We start from the raw sequence: 14,712 nt of genomic DNA, 5'->3' as shown, positions 1-14,712 counted from the left end.
GATACCGCTCAAACAGCAGATCGGCCCGCTCTTGCTGGCTGGACGTCCAGTCAGTGGCCTTTTTATAGAGCACATAGCGGCTACGAGCTAGCAGTTGTTTCACCGTATCGCCATTGGAAAGTAGTTCCGCTTGATAGTCGGTCTGGCTGAGCTTAGCCTGCTCAAGGGCTTCATTTTCGGCTTCCAGAGCCTGCCAGCGGTACGCAATACGCATATCCTGAACGGCCTCCAGAGCCAGTTGTTGCACATGGAAGCGGTCAGTGACCTGAGTGGCCTTAGGAAAGCATTTCTTAACAATCAGGGCCATGTTCCCCGCCATGTCCAGAGTAACTTCTTGTACCTTTTTGCGCTGTTTTTCAGGCAACTTACGCAATACGTCGATTACTGTTTCAGCCTTGGTGCCTGCCACAATCGCCACGATGCTTCCGCATCGGCGGTCCGACCTGGCCCCCTTTAGCCGCCTTATTGGTCAGAATGGTGTAGAGTTCCCCTTGCGACAGACTCGTTTCATCCAACGACAGATGAGTACCCAGGTTTGGGGGATACAGCAGCCAGTCTTTAGCGTGGGCTCGTTGCTCCCAATTGGCAAATCCACTCTGACAGTCACGGTATTGACGCAATAAAACAGAACCACCAACCCCATAAAAATTGCCAATTGACCGGATGCTAGTGGGGTTGGTATCGACTGATTTGTTTTAAAAAAGCGGAAAACTCACTGGTCATCCGCGTTCCATCAGCCACTTGAGTCCAGTCTCGATAGACGACTTTACCGGTCTTGGTATTGAGCCATCGACGCCGTTTGATGTGGAGGAAGACCTGGTGGCCACGGATGGGAAAGTCCTGAACGGTAATGGTAGGAAAAAAGCCTTTGGAGAGCAGGTTTTTCCTTTCTGGATCAGTCTCATCGGCATTTTTCTCCTCGATATGCACTTGGAAGATGCCATCCTGGCGGTCAATAGAAGTCAACTCGAAATTTTCTAGGATGAACTCGGGCAACAGAAACTGAATGATGGGCAAGAAACTTTCCAAAACGACGCGGTTTGATTAACCGCACAAACCTAGATAAATCCTATGCCCTCCACAACTTTTGACCTTGATCCATAATGCCCTCACAATCAGTAGGTAATCTTAAAAAAAAGAAGGGCTGACTGCGCTTTCACGCAATCAGCCCTTCTTTGGTAGGAAGTAGCGGGCTCGAACCGCTGACCTCTGCTCTGTCAAAGCAGCGCTCTGAACCAACTGAGCTAACCTCCTTTGCTCCCTTTCGGGCTTGCAAACTTACGAAACTTCTTCTGTTTCCAAACGGGCATGGTAAATTTTTTGTGATGGAATCCGCCACAAAAGCATAAACCCGACCACAAACAGCACCAGCAGTGCCAATACGCTGTTCCGCATACTTCCCGTTAGCTGCTCGATCAGTCCATACACCAGCGTACCAAATACAATGGAGGTTTTCTCCGTCACGTCGTAGAAACTAAAATACGAAGCGGTATCGGTGGTGGCCGGGATGAGCTTGGAATAGGTTGACCGCGATAGTGACTGAATTCCGCCCATCACCAGTCCAACAACACCCGCCAGAATAAAAAACTGCGATTCGGTCTGAACGAAATAGGCGGCCGCGCAAATCCCAATCCAGATGACAACGGCGGTCATAAGGGAGTAGGTGTTTCCGATCCGTTCGGAAAGCCGAGAAAAGCCATAAGCGCCTGGAATGGCGACCAACTGAATGAGCAGAATGGTAATAATCAGGCTTTGACCGGGCAATTTCAGCTCGTCGCTCCCGAAAATCGTCGCTACGTACATGACGGTCTGAACAGCCATGTTATACACAAAAAACGATACAAGGAAGCGTTTGGCTAACGGTAGTCCCTGGAGTTCGGCCCATACATGGCGTAGTTCTTTAAAGCCGTTTAGCAGGTAATTTCCGGTTTTTCCGACGGCTTTTCGGGTGCCGTCAGGCAATCGGCTGAACGGGATCTGAGCAAAGACGATCCACCATAAGCCAACCGTCAGGAAGGCGATCCGGGAGGCCATTGCTTCGGAAATATTACCAAACCACTCGCGTTTCAGAATGACCAGCAGGTTGAATACCATCAGCAGTACGCTGCCCAGATACCCCATCGAAAAACCACGGGCACTGACCCGATCGTATTGGTCTTCGGTAGCAATATCGGGTAGGTAGGAGTTATAGAATACGATACTGCCACTCCAGCCAATCAGGCTGAGCCAGAAGCAGATAACGGCAAACGTAGTGGTTTCCCGAACAAAAAAATACAAAAGGCTGCAACTGATAGCTCCCGTATAGCAAAACACTTTCATGAATGCTTTTTTTCGCCCGCTGTAATCGGCAACGGCGGTGCAGATAGGCGAGAGGAGAGCCGTAAACAGAAAAGCGGCCGAAATGGTATAGGAAAACAGGACTGAGTTTTTGATGGAGACACCCAGAAAATTGATCACCGGGCCGCCTGTTTCGTTGAGCGCAGTGGCTGAGAAATAAACCGGGAAAATACTGGATACAATAACCAGCGAATGTACTGAATTGGCCCAGTCGTAAAACGTCCAGGCGGTGAGGATACGGGGGATGTTTTTAGACATAAAGAGTGAAAGAGCGAATGAGCGAAAGTTTATCGAAGGTAATTCGCTCTTTCACTCATTCACTCTTTCGCTCTTTAAAAAATTTACCACTGCCTTCGTAAAGGCATGATTTGAGTCGCCTGCAACCATATGACCCGCTTCGGCAACGTTGACACTCTGAACGTGTGGTACAGAATCCAGAAACTCGGCCATTATTTTTTCGCTCACTACATCGCTCATGCCTCCTCTAACAATGAGCGTGGGAACAGTGAGCGCATGAGCAGCCCGGTACAGGCGTTCTTCGTTCTGCGTTTTTTGATCGGGGCTTGTGTTTTTGCGCCAGAGAGCCAGCATGTTCGGGTCCCAGTGCCAGTAGTAACGCCATTCGCCAGTCGGGCTTTTGCGTAAACGCAGGTTTTTTTCCAAACGGCTATGATCGGCAGGGCGGGGCCGATGGGGGAGGTAAGCCGCCACGGCTTCGGCTGCTTCGTCCAGACTGGAAAAGCCGTCAAGGTTACCACTCATAAACGCAAAGATTCGCTCGATACCTTTCTGCTCCGTGCGTGGGGCAATATCGACCAGAACAATCGCCCTGCAGATGGATGCACTACCGGGCGGACGTTCGCCTTCGGCAATCAGGGCAGTCATGCCACCCATAGACGCTCCGACGAGAGCCGGTTTTTGATCGAGCTGAGCAATTACAGCCCGTAAGTCAGCTGCCAGATACTCAATACCATAGTGTCCCTCTGCCGACCAGTCGCTGTCACCGTGACCCCGTGCGTCGAGGGCAAGGGCATAGAAACCCGCATCGGCCAGCCATTGTGCTGTATCGCCCCAGGAGTGCCGAGTTTGTCCACCGCCGTGAAGGAGCAAAACGGGTGGATTGGCCGGTTCCCCATACGCATCTGCCGCGATGTAAAAGCCAGGTTCAGTTTCGAATTTCATAGTATGAAAGAGCGAAAGAGTGAATGAGTGAAAGAGCGAAGCCGTCCGGCAGGTTTTCGCTCGTTCACTCATTCACTCTTTCGCTCCTTTAAATGGACGGGTCGAACTCCAGGTTGATGTCGGCGTCTTTCCCATCGACGGGAGCCCGCTGGCGAAGGATGAGTTTACTTTTCGTAAGCTGGATGATAGGGAAGTTCCCACTGAAACCCGATACCACTACATCGAGCGACTTGTTATCGGTGGCCAGTTTCCAGGTGCCGTTGTTGATGACCAGATTCGATTGCTTGGGATCGAGCGCCCGAACGGTGCCGTTGTTCCGAAACTGCATATTCAGGTCATATAATATCTGGGTCGCCAGATTCAGGCGACTTTTGTTGATTTCCTGGCTATTCGTGTCGGTTACTCGTACTGTTCGCCAGTTGTTGGCAATCAACAGATCGGTTTGTGAAGCTGTTGTGACAACGGGCGTGGTGCCATCGTCTTTTTTGCAACCTGCTACAGCGCCTAAAAGAACTGTAAACACGAGAAGAAATCGGGTTGTATGCTTCATTCGATGGAGTTGATTTGTCGATTTGTTTCTGACTAATAACGGGAATTGCTGACGTATCGTTTATGAACCGGGACACGTTGCGCCCTTAAAATTCTGTAGTTTTGCCCAAATTTCAAGCGATGCGGCTTCCATTTGGATTTTTTCTGATCGTATTCTGGCTAACGGGACAAGTTCGGGTAATGGCCCAGCAACTGTGTGCCGACCGGTTATCGTTTACCCCCGTAAACCAGTCAAATCTGATCGAATGGAGTAAATTCCCTGACTTTAGTCTTCCGTTTCCTGTAATCTACGGTGGCCCCCGATTTACCGATACACAGGCTAGCCCTTTGCGTCACGGCTTTAGTCATCTGGTCGAAGTGAAAGATTCGGAATATGGCTCATTGGTGAAGCCTACCCAACGGGCTACGGTTTATTATGGTGTGGCAACGGGACTGAACCAACCCTGGGAAACGATTGAAAGTCCGTGGGGGAATGATCTGACGGCCTACCGGGCCAAATGGGATGCTTATCTGTCGGGGTTGTCGGGTGGCCAGAAAAACGCGGCCGGTTTGTACATCCTTCCGGTTAATCGGTTAGCACTGGACATCGAGCGATTTCAGGAAACCGACGCCCGGATACTGAGGCTTAAAACGGATACCCGCGTTCCTGCTACGTACCGCTCTCTTTCGGATGCTGATTTTATTGCAGCGTACAAAAAGGCGATGCGAAACCTGTATGCCGAGAGTGCCCGGTATATCCGGCAACATGCCGACCTGACAGGTATCAGTGTCACCAGTTATGCCGATACGCCCGTTTTGAATACCTATGTGAATGTGCCCACATTTTCCTGGACGGATTGGAAAACGAACCTGAGTCTGACCAACTACATGGTACAGGATTCGACGCTTAGCCGCATTGGCGGACCGTATTATGACCAACTGGACGCACTGGGACCTTCAGCATATTATTATTACGACTACCCCAATCCATTTGCGCAGGATTATTTGGCGTATCTGCTCTTTCAGGTGGAAGTAAACCGAGCCTGGAGCACGAAACCCGTAGTGCCCTGGGTATGGATGCGGTATCACGATAGCTCCAATACGCCCTTTCAGTTTATCCAGCCCTTCATGGCCGAAGCAACGGCTATCTTCCCATTTTTTTCCGGTGCGGCTGGTTTATGGCTCTGGGAAAATCCAACCTTTGCCTCCACACGCACCGATACGTATGCGGCTTATGAGCATTTTATTCATGGCCTTTACCGGCTGTCGCGTTTTGCCGACATGTTTCAGGGAACGTATGAATTGGTGATCGAGACACCCGCCCGCGATCTGATGGATAAACAAATGCCTGTTTGGCGGGGAGTCGTTAAAGGGAATCAAATCCTGATAGCGGCTCAGAATCCATACGCGGCCGATGCGGCTAAAACGAGTCTGACGGTTAGCTACAAATCCTGGCGCCAAACCATTGAACTGACAGGCCGGGAGGTGTATTTGTGTCGTTTCGATCTGGGGACAATCACGGGGATTGAGCCTGCGCTGCCTTTGTTTTCGGTGTCACCAAATCCGGCGCAGACCGATCTGACCGTCTCGTTTGAGCGCTTGCCTACTGCGTCAACAGAACTGACGTTGGTAAACACTAACGGCCAAACCGTCGTTAAACAGGCGGTTAACAGTGTTAAGGAAGTGCTCAAGGTAGCCAATTTGCCCGGTGGGTTGTATTTCCTTCGGATTCAGAACACCAGTACAAGTCAGACGAAAAAAATTGTCATTCATGGTCATTAACTAGTCGTTTGCTACGCAGCAAATGACCCACCAATACTATGCCTAACCAACTGCAATACGAAACCAGCCCTTATTTGCTTCAACATGCCAACAATCCGGTCGATTGGTATGCATGGGGTGATGAAGCGCTTACCAAAGCCCTGGAAGAGGATAAACCAATTCTGGTCAGTATTGGGTATTCGGCCTGCCACTGGTGCCATGTGATGGAGCGCGAGTCGTTTGAAAAAGAGTCGGTGGCGCAGGTGATGAACGAGCATTTTGTCTGCATTAAAGTGGATCGGGAAGAGCGGCCGGATGTCGATGCCATTTATATGGATGCCGTGCAGGCAATGGGCGTACAGGGGGGCTGGCCACTCAATGTTTTTCTGATGCCCGGTGCCAAACCCTTCTACGGAGTTACGTATCTGCCAACCCGAAACTGGGTCAATCTGCTGGATAGCATTCGACAGGCGTTTCAGGACCATCGGGAGGATCTGTCCAAATCGGCCGAAGGCTTTGCTACCGAACTGAATTTAACCGATGCCGAGCGATATGGCTTGAAACAGGCTGATCCGCTTTTCTCTCCTGAGTTGCTGGAAATCCTCTACCGGAAAGTAGCTGTCAAGGCCGATGATGAGAAAGGTGGGATGCGTCGGGCGCCCAAGTTTCCGATGCCCAGTGTCTGGCGATTTTTGCTGCGCTATTATGATGCTACTGGCAACGATGCCGCTTTGCATCAGGTACGATTAACCCTCGACCGAATGGCGCTGGGCGGTATATACGACCAGCTTGGTGGTGGATTTGCCCGGTATTCGACGGATGGCGATTGGTTTGCTCCGCACTTCGAAAAGATGTTGTACGACAATGGGCAACTGCTGGCTTTATATGCGGAAGCCTATAGCCTGACCAAAAGCCCGCTCTATAAACATGTTGTCTATCAGACCATCAGTTTTGCTCAGCGTGAACTGTTGAGTCCGGAAGGGGGCTTCTATTCGGCTCTGGATGCTGACAGCGAAGGGATAGAAGGTAAATTTTACACCTTTACCACCCCCGAGTTAAAGGAGATATTGAGCGACGAGTATGACTGGTTTGCTGAATTGTATAATCTGACCGATGCCGGCAACTGGGAGCACGGTCGTAACATTCTTCACCGCACCGAAACTGATGAATCGTTTGCGGAGCGAATGGAATGGTCGCTGCCCGATCTGGAATTACGACTGGCGGCCACCCACACCCGCTTATGGCGAGTCCGTGAAGAACGGATACGGCCCGGCCTGGACGATAAAATTCTGGCATCGTGGAATGGCCTGATGCTGAAGGGGCTGGCGACGGCTTACCGGGTTTTTGCTGAACCTGAGTTTTTGACCCTGGCGATCCGGCTGGCGTTTTTCCTGCTCAAAAAAATGCGGGATGCCCGAAACGGTCGGCTATGGCATACCTATAAACTGGGTCGTGCCCGGCAGGCAGGTTTTCTGGAAGACTATGCTGCCGTTATCGATGGGTTGCTGGCTCTTTATCAGGCCACGTTCACCGAAAGCTGGCTGATGGAAGCCGATCAATTGATGCAGTATGTACTGGCGAATTTTTCGGATGCTGGTACTGGCGAAACGGAGCCTGATCCGATGTTTTTCTTTACCGATAAAAATGGCGAAGAACTCATTGCCCGGCGCAAGGAGCTGTTCGATAATGTGATTCCTTCCTCAAATTCGATGATGGTCGAAAACCTTTACACCTTAAGTCTGCTGCTGGAACGACCAGACTATGCCGAGCGGGCTGATCAGATGCTGGGAAGAGTGCAGCCATTGGTTCAGCAAAACGCCGATTACCTTACCAACTGGGCCTCTCAATTTGCCATGCGTGCCCGACCAACAGCTGAAATTGCTGTGGTTGGACCGGATGCCGAAGCCTATCGGGAAGCGCTAGATGCTGAATTTTACCCCAATAAGGTGATTTGCGGCACTGTCGATAAAAGTATCTTGCCTTTACTGGAGCAGCGTGGCCCTATCGATGGAAACACGGCTGTGTACGTCTGCTACAACCGGGCTTGTCAACTACCCGTTACCAGCGTAGCTGCCGTATGGCAACTTTTACGGTAAAAAGGTTGACAGAATCACGTATCTTACCGACGATTCTGTTTGTAACCTAGCCTATGCCAATTGATAATATCCACGATAAATTTTTTAAGGAAAGTTTTTCCCGCAAAGACATTACAGCCGCCTTATTAGAGCAGGTCTTGCCTTCGGAACTGGTTGAACGGCTGGACCTGGCTGCTCTTGAATTGGCTAACGGGTCGTATGTAGACGAAGTTTTACAGGAGCACTTTGCCGATTTATTGTTTGACTGCCCATATCAGGGGCAGACAACGGTTCAAATTGCGCTGCTTCTGGAGCATAAGAGCTACCGCGAAAAATACCCGCATTGGCAGTTATTGCGCTACCTGCTGAACGGTTGGGAAGATGACCGGAAGCAAAAGCGGCCGCCTATGATACGAATACCGATTGTGATCTATCATGGAACTGCTCGCTGGCAATACCAACCAATGATTGATTCCTTTGCTGAAGTTCAACCGCCCCTGCCGCAATATATTCCAGAGTTCCAGTATCATTTGGTAGACTTGTCCGTGTTGTCCGATAGCCAGATTGCCACCTTTAAAAGTCGCTTTCTGGAAACTGTGCTTTTGTTGTTGAAGCATCGTCAAAACGAGCGATTTTTACTAGCCAGTGGAGATCGGCTATTTTACTGGCTGACAGAGTATGTGGATACGCGGGAGGGCGAGAATTTTTTGCGGACAACACTCGTTTATCTGGCAAGTGTTACAGATATTAGCAAGCATACACTGATTGAACAATTATTTCTCAACACCCCTATAGCAACCAAGGCAATGACTGTACTGGATTATTGGATCGAAACGGGGATCGAAAAAGGCATGAAACAGGGCTTGGAACGGGGTCTGGAACAAGGACGAGCAGAAGCCGTTGCCGATGTGATTCGGAATGCTTATCAGGCGTCGAACGGAAGGGTAGACGTTGATTTCTTAGCCATGCTAACCCGCTATACCCCTGCTCAAGTGATCGAAATTGTTGAGTCGATCAGACAAGAACAAGCCTAAGTATTTATTCGCCCCAGACGGTCAGCACCAGCGTTCGGCGGCCTCCATCGTTACGGTGTTCACCTAAATAAATGCCTTGCCAGGTCCCCAGATTTAGCCGTCCGTTGGTAACCGGAATCGTGACCGAGTGTCCAAGCATAGCGGCTTTCAAGTGGGCAGGCATATCATCGGAGCCTTCATAATCGTGTTGATAGTACGGTTCATTTTCAGGGACGGTTTGGTTAAAGAACCGCTCGAAATCACCTCGAACCGTTGGGTCCGCATTTTCGTTGATCGTCAGGCTGGCCGAAGTGTGCTGAATAAACACGTGCAGAATGCCCATTCGAACTGTTTGCAGGTCGACACATTCCCGTTCAATAATTCGGGTTATCAGATGAAAGCCGCGTGAATAGGCAGGGAGGTGAATAGTTTTCTGAAAAACGGGCATGAAGCTATGGATTTTAATGAGCAGTCATGGAAAAATAACGAACATTAGTCTCCGTGGGTTGTCTACAATCATTAAATTCGGTCTTAAGGCTGCTTGTGGGAGGTAGCAGAGGCAACTAACAGAATGAATACCTTCTATTTGATACTATTGATTGGTCTGATGACTCTACCGACATGTGTGCTGGCGCAGATCGATTCGGTGCAGTATACATCTAATTCAACCATTCGGCGGGTCCATCCTGAATATGACGAGGAAATTGTGTATTTCGGGAAGCATAATCAGTACTTTACCGTAAAGGTCTTCCGGAAAAATGGAGATTTGTTTCGGATGGATACCTATAACCTATTGCCTAAAATGCTCTCGAATGGTTTTCAACTGGATAGCTTGAGTCGAATTATTCATCACGGGACCACAAAGATCATGTATCCTTCGGGGAAGGTGTATGTGAGTTGTGAGTACAAAGACGGGGCGTTGCACGGGCCATTCATGGCGTTTTATGAGGATGGCTCCGTCAAACGTCGTGACTACTATCGATATGGACGCTTGTCGAAAAGCAAATGTTACACTGCCGATGGGACTGAACAACGTTGTGAGCCATTTTATCAGTCAGCTAAATTTTTGGGCGATCCCAAAGAGTTACAGGCTTATTTGACCAAAAACCTGGAGAAAATTGTCGATGGGGATCGAATACGGCGGGTAACGGCTACGCTCTCGATCAATGAAATTGGGCAGGTTGTTCGAGTGGGGGTGGCTGTGAGTACATCGCCTTATGCTGAACAGCAGGTTCAGGCAGTAGGAAGTTATGTGCAGCAGGTTATTCGAAACATGCCCGAGTGGACACCCGATAAAATGAACTGGAAGCCCGCCATCAACGACGGAGTGGCCACCGCTTCTACCTGTACGATGTCGGTGTTTCGTTTATCAGGAGTGATTCGGTGCTACATATCCTATCAGTTGTAGCTTGATTCGGTTAGTTGTACTTCCAGTAAGAGAAGCATAGCGTCGTTTGATAAGGCTTCAAATGCTACTTCGCCATGCTGAATATCCATTAGGGCAAGACCTTCGCGTTCATGCAGGAGTCGATTTTGTACCTCGAAGGCTCCATGTAATACAAACACATAAACGCCCGTTGTTGTAACCTCATGCTGACCGGAATAAAGTGGGTAAATGCCTTCTTGGCGACCGCCATACCGACCAATATAAGCCCGGAAAGCCGTATCGTTGAATGAGTCTTCGGCTGTAATGTCGAAAAGGGGAAGCAGGCTATTCGTTGTTTGAAAATCAAATGAATAGATTTGAGATCCCGATCTGAATCTGTACGAGGGATTGATGAGCCAGATCGCCAGATAGTTGATCGTTTCGGTTTCGTATGGATTGCAGATTTCGTAGTTCATACTCGCAGCCAGCGAAAGAATCAGTACCTGGCCAGCCTCCAGAAACCCATTGCCTGCATCACTTTTGTATTCTAGACCACCAACTAACGGAAGGATTACTACGTCTGTGTTTCGGTCAAGCTGCATACAGACACTGTGCCCGGCCATCAATGCGTCATCGTTCAGGACCTGCAAAGCACCGAACGGTTCTCGACTTTCAGCGCTGTAGCTACCAAAATTAAAACTATGGTAACTCCTTAAAAAGCCAAACTGAGAGCAACCCCGCTGATCTGCTAAATAGATTTGTGCTTGCGTTTGTGTATCCATAGTAAAGAATGGCTGAAGCCAGAATCATAAAACAGGATGGGAGACTATTGGCTGATATGACGATATACTCAGATACGGTTGTAGACTAATCAAATCGGTGGCAATCGCTTTGCCTTCACGCAAAGCTTCCTGCTGTTGCCCATAAGCGATCAAGAGCATCGTGTTAATGGTGTCTATCCACGTCAGTTCGTCGCTGTAAAACGAGATGGCTACCCGATGGTCTGGCTTCTTCTGAACATGCGACTGAATGATTTCAAAGTTGAATTGCGAAAAAGGCAGGCATAATTTCCCGGTCTGATTGGCAATATCAGGAATGAGTTGATTCAACTGGCGGATGTAGCCAATGGCCGCTGAGCTTATCAGGTGATGCAATCGGTCGGCATTGGGAACATTGTCCAGCAACTCCTGAAAAGTACTGTACTTACCTTGTTGATTATAGTATTGAGCCTGCATGAAGAATTCCTGGTATGTATCGTCGAATACGTATTTATCCCAAAGCTTCTGCGAGGCTGCGTCAATGATTTTCCGGTAACATAACCGGATGATACCCTTGGCCATATATTTTTCAAAGACGTTTAGGGTACAGGGATCACGGTTGGCTAACATAAACATTCCCAGCGCACCAACTAGCCGTAAGCCCTGTTTCGTAAACTGAAAACAGAATTATGCGTTTACCACAATGGTATGGGTTAAGGTATATCCCCCCGAAAGACTACCAGCTACAGTAGCTAGTTCAGTGGTAAAACCATCGCTAAATACGTTGTCGTTTTCGTTCTTGGTATCCTGAGCTCCCTTCGTATAGCCATACGACTGAGCCGTTGTATAAACCGTGTTTGTAATATCGTACGGGAAAGCAATCTGAGTCACCAGCAACGACTTACCCGATGAATTGTAAATGTGGACATGAATATGCGGTGCCCGACCTGAATACCAGCCTGGAAAAATTGAGGTAAACGAAACCAGTCCGTTGGCATCGGTTGTCTGGCGGCCCCGTAAGAAATCGACCGTCGTAAGGTTCACACTCTGCATACCCGAGCCGCCGTATTCCGAGTAATACCCATCTTTATCACAATGCCAGATATCGACCAAAGCCCCAGATAAAGCCGCACAACTACTGCTGGCATTTTTGATGGTAATATTGACCGTAAAGGCTACGCCGGTTCGGTCGTCACGAATATCCTTGCGGACAAAATTGGCCGGGCTTTTGGTGGGAAAGGGGCCTTCGGTTTCGGATGGCGTTACTGAACAGTTACTGCTCGAACTACCATTTGTTGATCCGGTTGAGGTCGTCGTTCCGGTAGTGGTTGTTGGGTCAACTTCTGTTTTAGAACATCCGCCAACAAGCGGTGCAACAGTGGCTATACCTAACAGGCTTCCAAAACCTCGTTTCAAAAATTCTTTACGTTCCATGGTTAAACGACTAGTCTGAGTGAGAAATATGAAGGGTTAATAGCAAATGAGTTTAGTTCGGCAACACCTTAATCTAGAGATGCTTGATGCCCAGGATTGGTGACGTCGCGGGTAGCCTCTTTAAATTCCCGTATACCTTGACCTAAGCCACGAGCCAGCTCAGGAAGTTTTTTTGCCCCGAAAAAAAGGAGTATCGCACACAGGGTCAGAACGATCTCAGACGTGCCTAAGCCAAACATAATTTTGACGTTTTGAAAAATAGATTAGATGTTTATTGTTTCTAAATCTATTATCGCCAAAATCCCTTATTTCGTTGCACGAGAGGTTAACTTGTAGGTAAATAGACGGAATGTGTCGGTGAATGAATAATTGAATCCGAGAACTGACCTTATTTCCCGAACCGATTTAAGAATTCGGCTTCATAGCTGGCGCCAACCGGAACTTCACGGCTGGCAATAAATAGGGTTTTATTGCGAACCGCTTCGATCCGGTTCAGGGGTACAATGTACGACCGATGCACACGCATGAAGTTGGCATTGACCAGCCGTTCCTGCATGGCTTTCATCGTCATTCGGGCAACGATGGGGCGGGGGCCATGAGGACTATTGGGATCAAGATGGATTTTAAGGTAATCGTCCAGACCTTCGATAAACAGAATATCGGCCAGGGCTAATTTGTGAAGTGTATAGTCGGCCCGAACGTACACATAGGAATCTAATGACGAATCGTCACGTTGCTGCCAGCGATAAAAGTCCGCTGCTTTATTGGCTGCCTGTAAAAAACGCTCAAACGTAAATGGTTTGAGTAAGTAATCGACAGCGTTGAGCGTAAACCCTTCCACAGCATATTCGGCATAAGCCGTTGTAAAAATAACCATCGGTAGCTGCGACGAAGCAGACGTTGGACTGATCGCTCTGTAGAAGTCAATACCGGATATCGATGGCATGTTGATATCCAGAAACAACAGATCGGTTTGAACCTGGTTCAGATGGCGCAGTGCTTCATCGGTTCGCGTAAATGTTTTTGATAAATCGATAAAATCGACCTGCTGGCAAAAGTGGCTGAGTATCCGTAGAGCAGGTGGCTCATCGTCTAAAGCAATGGCGCGGATCATGCTAAGGTCAGGGATAAATCGACGGTAAAGGTAGTTGACGTGTCGTGGATAACGAGCTGGTGACGGTCGGGATAGAGCAACTGCAAACGAGCCTTTGTATTGGACAACCCTATGCCACTGGCAACAGCTGTGGGCTGGAAAACCCTGACTTTTTTATTGAAAACGTGGCAGGTCAGTTCAGAATCCTGAATGGTAATCGCAACGGTGATGGTCGAATGTTCTTCAGGACTAACGCCATATTTGAAGGCATTTTCGATGAACGAGATCAGTAAAAGCGGTACGATTTGTTTGCCATTCGCTCTTCCCTCCACGGTGTAGTCAATATGAACCGTATCGCCCAGTCGTAATTTTTGCAGGGCAATGTATTGGTCAATATAGGCTAGTTCATTTTGCAGCGAAACCTGTTCTTTCTGGGATTCCTGAATCACATAGCGAAGGAACGAGGAAAGTTTTACGATGGCATCGGCTGTTTGGGGTGACTCGACAATGGCCAGCGAATAGATGCTGTTGAGTGTATTGAACAGAAAATGCGGGTTAATCTGTGCTTTCAGATAGGAGAGTTCCGTCTGAATTTTTTCTCGTTCAGTTTCTTGCCAGCGCGTATTCACTCGAATCACAATTGCCATCAGAAACCCCGCCATAGTTAGAAAAAACGTTTGGTTCAATTCTGAGGGGCCAGGTCGCCTGGGTGTTTGTTGTGAGGGGCGAGAGCCAGGTGGAGGCAATGGAGGGCGCATTGACGGGAAAGGGGATGGGGCTTCCATCGGACGAGGTGGTGGATTATCACGATATGGCGTATAGTAGCCCGTAGGTGTTGGGCTTGTACCCTGTCGGTTTACAATCACCAGCATGCTTTCAATGAGTAAGAAACAGCCCAATGCCGTCAAACCATATAGACCATACTGTTTACGAAAGAAAAACCGGGGAATCAGGATAAAATAATTCGTGTAAAAAAAAACGATGGTCAGCAGGTAGGAAAGTACGTTACGCCGTTCATGTGCATCGTAAGGCAGATCGGCCAGTCTGGCAAACCCATCTTCGGCAAACAGATAGGGGAGGGCCAGAAAAATCAGGCAGCCAAGGATATGAAGGAGACTGGTCGAAATCCGCTTATTCATGCTCGGAAATTACAACCGTATCGACA

At 48.8% G+C, this 14,712-nt stretch carries 17 protein-coding genes and 1 tRNA gene; 4 read left to right on the top strand and 14 right to left on the bottom strand.

Going from position 1 to position 14,712, the window contains the following annotated elements:
• The 7 genes from BGO59_RS31335 to BGO59_RS31305 all read right to left on the bottom strand — a co-directional run.
• Window positions 1–418 (bottom strand): transposase (locus BGO59_RS31335; RefSeq protein ID WP_293690842.1); only part of this gene is annotated, 418 nt, incomplete at its 3' end.
• Window positions 390–620, bottom strand: a complete 231-nt coding sequence (locus tag BGO59_RS31330; RefSeq protein ID WP_293690840.1) for a hypothetical protein — start codon at window positions 618–620, stop codon at window positions 390–392. The genes BGO59_RS31335 and BGO59_RS31330, both read right to left, overlap by 29 nt.
• Before the next feature lie 46 nt (window positions 621–666).
• Entirely contained in the window at window positions 667–1,029 is a 363-nt protein-coding gene (locus tag BGO59_RS31325; RefSeq protein ID WP_293690838.1) for a transposase, read from the bottom strand.
• Between the two features lie 147 nt (window positions 1,030–1,176).
• Window positions 1,177–1,254 (bottom strand) — tRNA-Val (locus BGO59_RS31320).
• Between the two features lie 24 nt (window positions 1,255–1,278).
• Window positions 1,279–2,595: an MFS transporter gene (locus BGO59_RS31315; protein ID WP_293690836.1), complete on the bottom strand. Its 1,317-nt coding sequence runs from the start codon at window positions 2,593–2,595 to the stop codon at window positions 1,279–1,281.
• 51 nt (window positions 2,596–2,646) lie between these two features.
• A complete protein-coding gene (locus BGO59_RS31310) occupies window positions 2,647–3,519 on the bottom strand; it encodes an alpha/beta hydrolase (protein ID WP_293690834.1) in 873 nt (290 codons plus the stop codon).
• A gap of 88 nt (window positions 3,520–3,607) precedes the next feature.
• Window positions 3,608–4,069, bottom strand: a complete 462-nt coding sequence (locus BGO59_RS31305; protein WP_293690832.1) for a hypothetical protein — start codon at window positions 4,067–4,069, stop codon at window positions 3,608–3,610.
• A gap of 101 nt (window positions 4,070–4,170) precedes the next feature.
• Here BGO59_RS31305 and BGO59_RS31300 point away from each other — a divergent pair, with 101 nt between their 5' ends.
• The 3 genes from BGO59_RS31300 to BGO59_RS31290 are packed head-to-tail and all read left to right on the top strand — an operon-like array spanning window position 4,171 to window position 8,917.
• On the top strand, window positions 4,171–5,829 hold the full coding sequence (locus tag BGO59_RS31300) for a T9SS type A sorting domain-containing protein (protein WP_365981295.1): 1,659 nt from the start codon (window positions 4,171–4,173) through the stop codon (window positions 5,827–5,829).
• Window positions 5,830–5,867: 38 nt separating this feature from the next.
• Complete coding sequence (locus tag BGO59_RS31295) at window positions 5,868–7,904, top strand: thioredoxin domain-containing protein (protein WP_293690831.1); 2,037 nt, start codon at window positions 5,868–5,870, stop codon at window positions 7,902–7,904.
• Window positions 7,905–7,957: 53 nt separating this feature from the next.
• Window positions 7,958–8,917 (top strand): Rpn family recombination-promoting nuclease/putative transposase, encoded by a 960-nt coding sequence (locus BGO59_RS31290; RefSeq protein ID WP_293690829.1) that lies wholly within the window; start codon window positions 7,958–7,960, stop codon window positions 8,915–8,917.
• Between the two features lie 4 nt (window positions 8,918–8,921).
• Here the strand turns inward: BGO59_RS31290 and BGO59_RS31285 are convergent, their stop codons facing one another.
• Window positions 8,922–9,344, bottom strand: coding sequence for a secondary thiamine-phosphate synthase enzyme YjbQ (locus BGO59_RS31285; protein ID WP_293690827.1), 423 nt, complete (start codon window positions 9,342–9,344; stop codon window positions 8,922–8,924).
• A 123-nt stretch (window positions 9,345–9,467) separates the two neighbouring features.
• On the opposite strand from BGO59_RS31285, the gene BGO59_RS31280 reads away from it, so the two are divergent.
• Entirely contained in the window at window positions 9,468–10,304 is an 837-nt protein-coding gene (locus BGO59_RS31280; protein ID WP_293690826.1) for a hypothetical protein, read from the top strand.
• Here the strand turns inward: BGO59_RS31280 and BGO59_RS31275 are convergent.
• The 6 genes from BGO59_RS31275 to BGO59_RS31250 all read right to left on the bottom strand — a co-directional run bounded on the left by BGO59_RS31275 (window position 10,295) and on the right by BGO59_RS31250 (window position 14,686).
• Entirely contained in the window at window positions 10,295–11,044 is a 750-nt protein-coding gene (locus BGO59_RS31275) for a pirin (protein ID WP_293690824.1), read from the bottom strand. The two genes, BGO59_RS31280 and BGO59_RS31275, sit on opposite strands and share 10 nt — an antisense overlap.
• A gap of 24 nt (window positions 11,045–11,068) precedes the next feature.
• The gene (locus tag BGO59_RS31270) at window positions 11,069–11,602 is read right to left on the bottom strand and encodes a hypothetical protein (protein WP_293690822.1); all 534 of its coding nucleotides are present in this window, start codon (window positions 11,600–11,602) and stop codon (window positions 11,069–11,071) included.
• Between the two features lie 105 nt (window positions 11,603–11,707).
• On the bottom strand, window positions 11,708–12,454 hold the full coding sequence (locus BGO59_RS31265; RefSeq protein WP_293690820.1) for an intradiol ring-cleavage dioxygenase: 747 nt from the start codon (window positions 12,452–12,454) through the stop codon (window positions 11,708–11,710).
• Between the two features lie 68 nt (window positions 12,455–12,522).
• Entirely contained in the window at window positions 12,523–12,693 is a 171-nt protein-coding gene (locus tag BGO59_RS31260) for a twin-arginine translocase TatA/TatE family subunit (RefSeq protein ID WP_293690818.1), read from the bottom strand.
• Between the two features lie 149 nt (window positions 12,694–12,842).
• Window positions 12,843–13,568, bottom strand: coding sequence for a LytTR family DNA-binding domain-containing protein (locus tag BGO59_RS31255; RefSeq protein ID WP_293690816.1), 726 nt, complete (start codon window positions 13,566–13,568; stop codon window positions 12,843–12,845).
• Complete coding sequence (locus BGO59_RS31250; protein ID WP_293690814.1) at window positions 13,565–14,686, bottom strand: sensor histidine kinase; 1,122 nt, start codon at window positions 14,684–14,686, stop codon at window positions 13,565–13,567. The genes BGO59_RS31255 and BGO59_RS31250 overlap by 4 nt, the downstream gene beginning before the upstream one ends.
• Between the last annotated feature and the right edge of the window lie 26 nt (window positions 14,687–14,712).

This window comes from Spirosoma sp. 48-14 (assembly GCF_001898575.1).
Taxonomy (GTDB): domain Bacteria; phylum Bacteroidota; class Bacteroidia; order Cytophagales; family Spirosomataceae; genus Spirosoma.
This window is presented reverse-complemented; position numbering and strand designations above follow the sequence as displayed.

What these genes read in the sequence shown, in the direction of transcription:
- BGO59_RS31305 (WP_293690832.1), bottom strand. Translation starts at nt 4,069, where the DNA reads ATGAAGCATACAACCCGATTTCTTCTCGTGTTTACAGTTCTTTTAGGC.
- BGO59_RS31290 (WP_293690829.1), top strand. Translation starts at nt 7,958, where the DNA reads ATGCCAATTGATAATATCCACGATAAATTTTTTAAGGAAAGTTTTTCC.
- BGO59_RS31270 (WP_293690822.1), bottom strand. Translation starts at nt 11,602, where the DNA reads ATGGCCAAGGGTATCATCCGGTTATGTTACCGGAAAATCATTGACGCA.
- BGO59_RS31265 (WP_293690820.1), bottom strand. Translation starts at nt 12,454, where the DNA reads ATGGAACGTAAAGAATTTTTGAAACGAGGTTTTGGAAGCCTGTTAGGT.
- BGO59_RS31310 (WP_293690834.1), bottom strand. Translation starts at nt 3,519, where the DNA reads ATGAAATTCGAAACTGAACCTGGCTTTTACATCGCGGCAGATGCGTAT.
- BGO59_RS31295 (WP_293690831.1), top strand. Translation starts at nt 5,868, where the DNA reads ATGCCTAACCAACTGCAATACGAAACCAGCCCTTATTTGCTTCAACAT.
- BGO59_RS31285 (WP_293690827.1), bottom strand. Translation starts at nt 9,344, where the DNA reads ATGCCCGTTTTTCAGAAAACTATTCACCTCCCTGCCTATTCACGCGGC.
- BGO59_RS31280 (WP_293690826.1), top strand. Translation starts at nt 9,468, where the DNA reads ATGAATACCTTCTATTTGATACTATTGATTGGTCTGATGACTCTACCG.
- BGO59_RS31260 (WP_293690818.1), bottom strand. Translation starts at nt 12,693, where the DNA reads ATGTTTGGCTTAGGCACGTCTGAGATCGTTCTGACCCTGTGTGCGATA.
- BGO59_RS31255 (WP_293690816.1), bottom strand. Translation starts at nt 13,568, where the DNA reads ATGATCCGCGCCATTGCTTTAGACGATGAGCCACCTGCTCTACGGATA.
- BGO59_RS31250 (WP_293690814.1), bottom strand. Translation starts at nt 14,686, where the DNA reads ATGAATAAGCGGATTTCGACCAGTCTCCTTCATATCCTTGGCTGCCTG.
- BGO59_RS31315 (WP_293690836.1), bottom strand. Translation starts at nt 2,595, where the DNA reads ATGTCTAAAAACATCCCCCGTATCCTCACCGCCTGGACGTTTTACGAC.
- BGO59_RS31275 (WP_293690824.1), bottom strand. Translation starts at nt 11,044, where the DNA reads ATGGATACACAAACGCAAGCACAAATCTATTTAGCAGATCAGCGGGGT.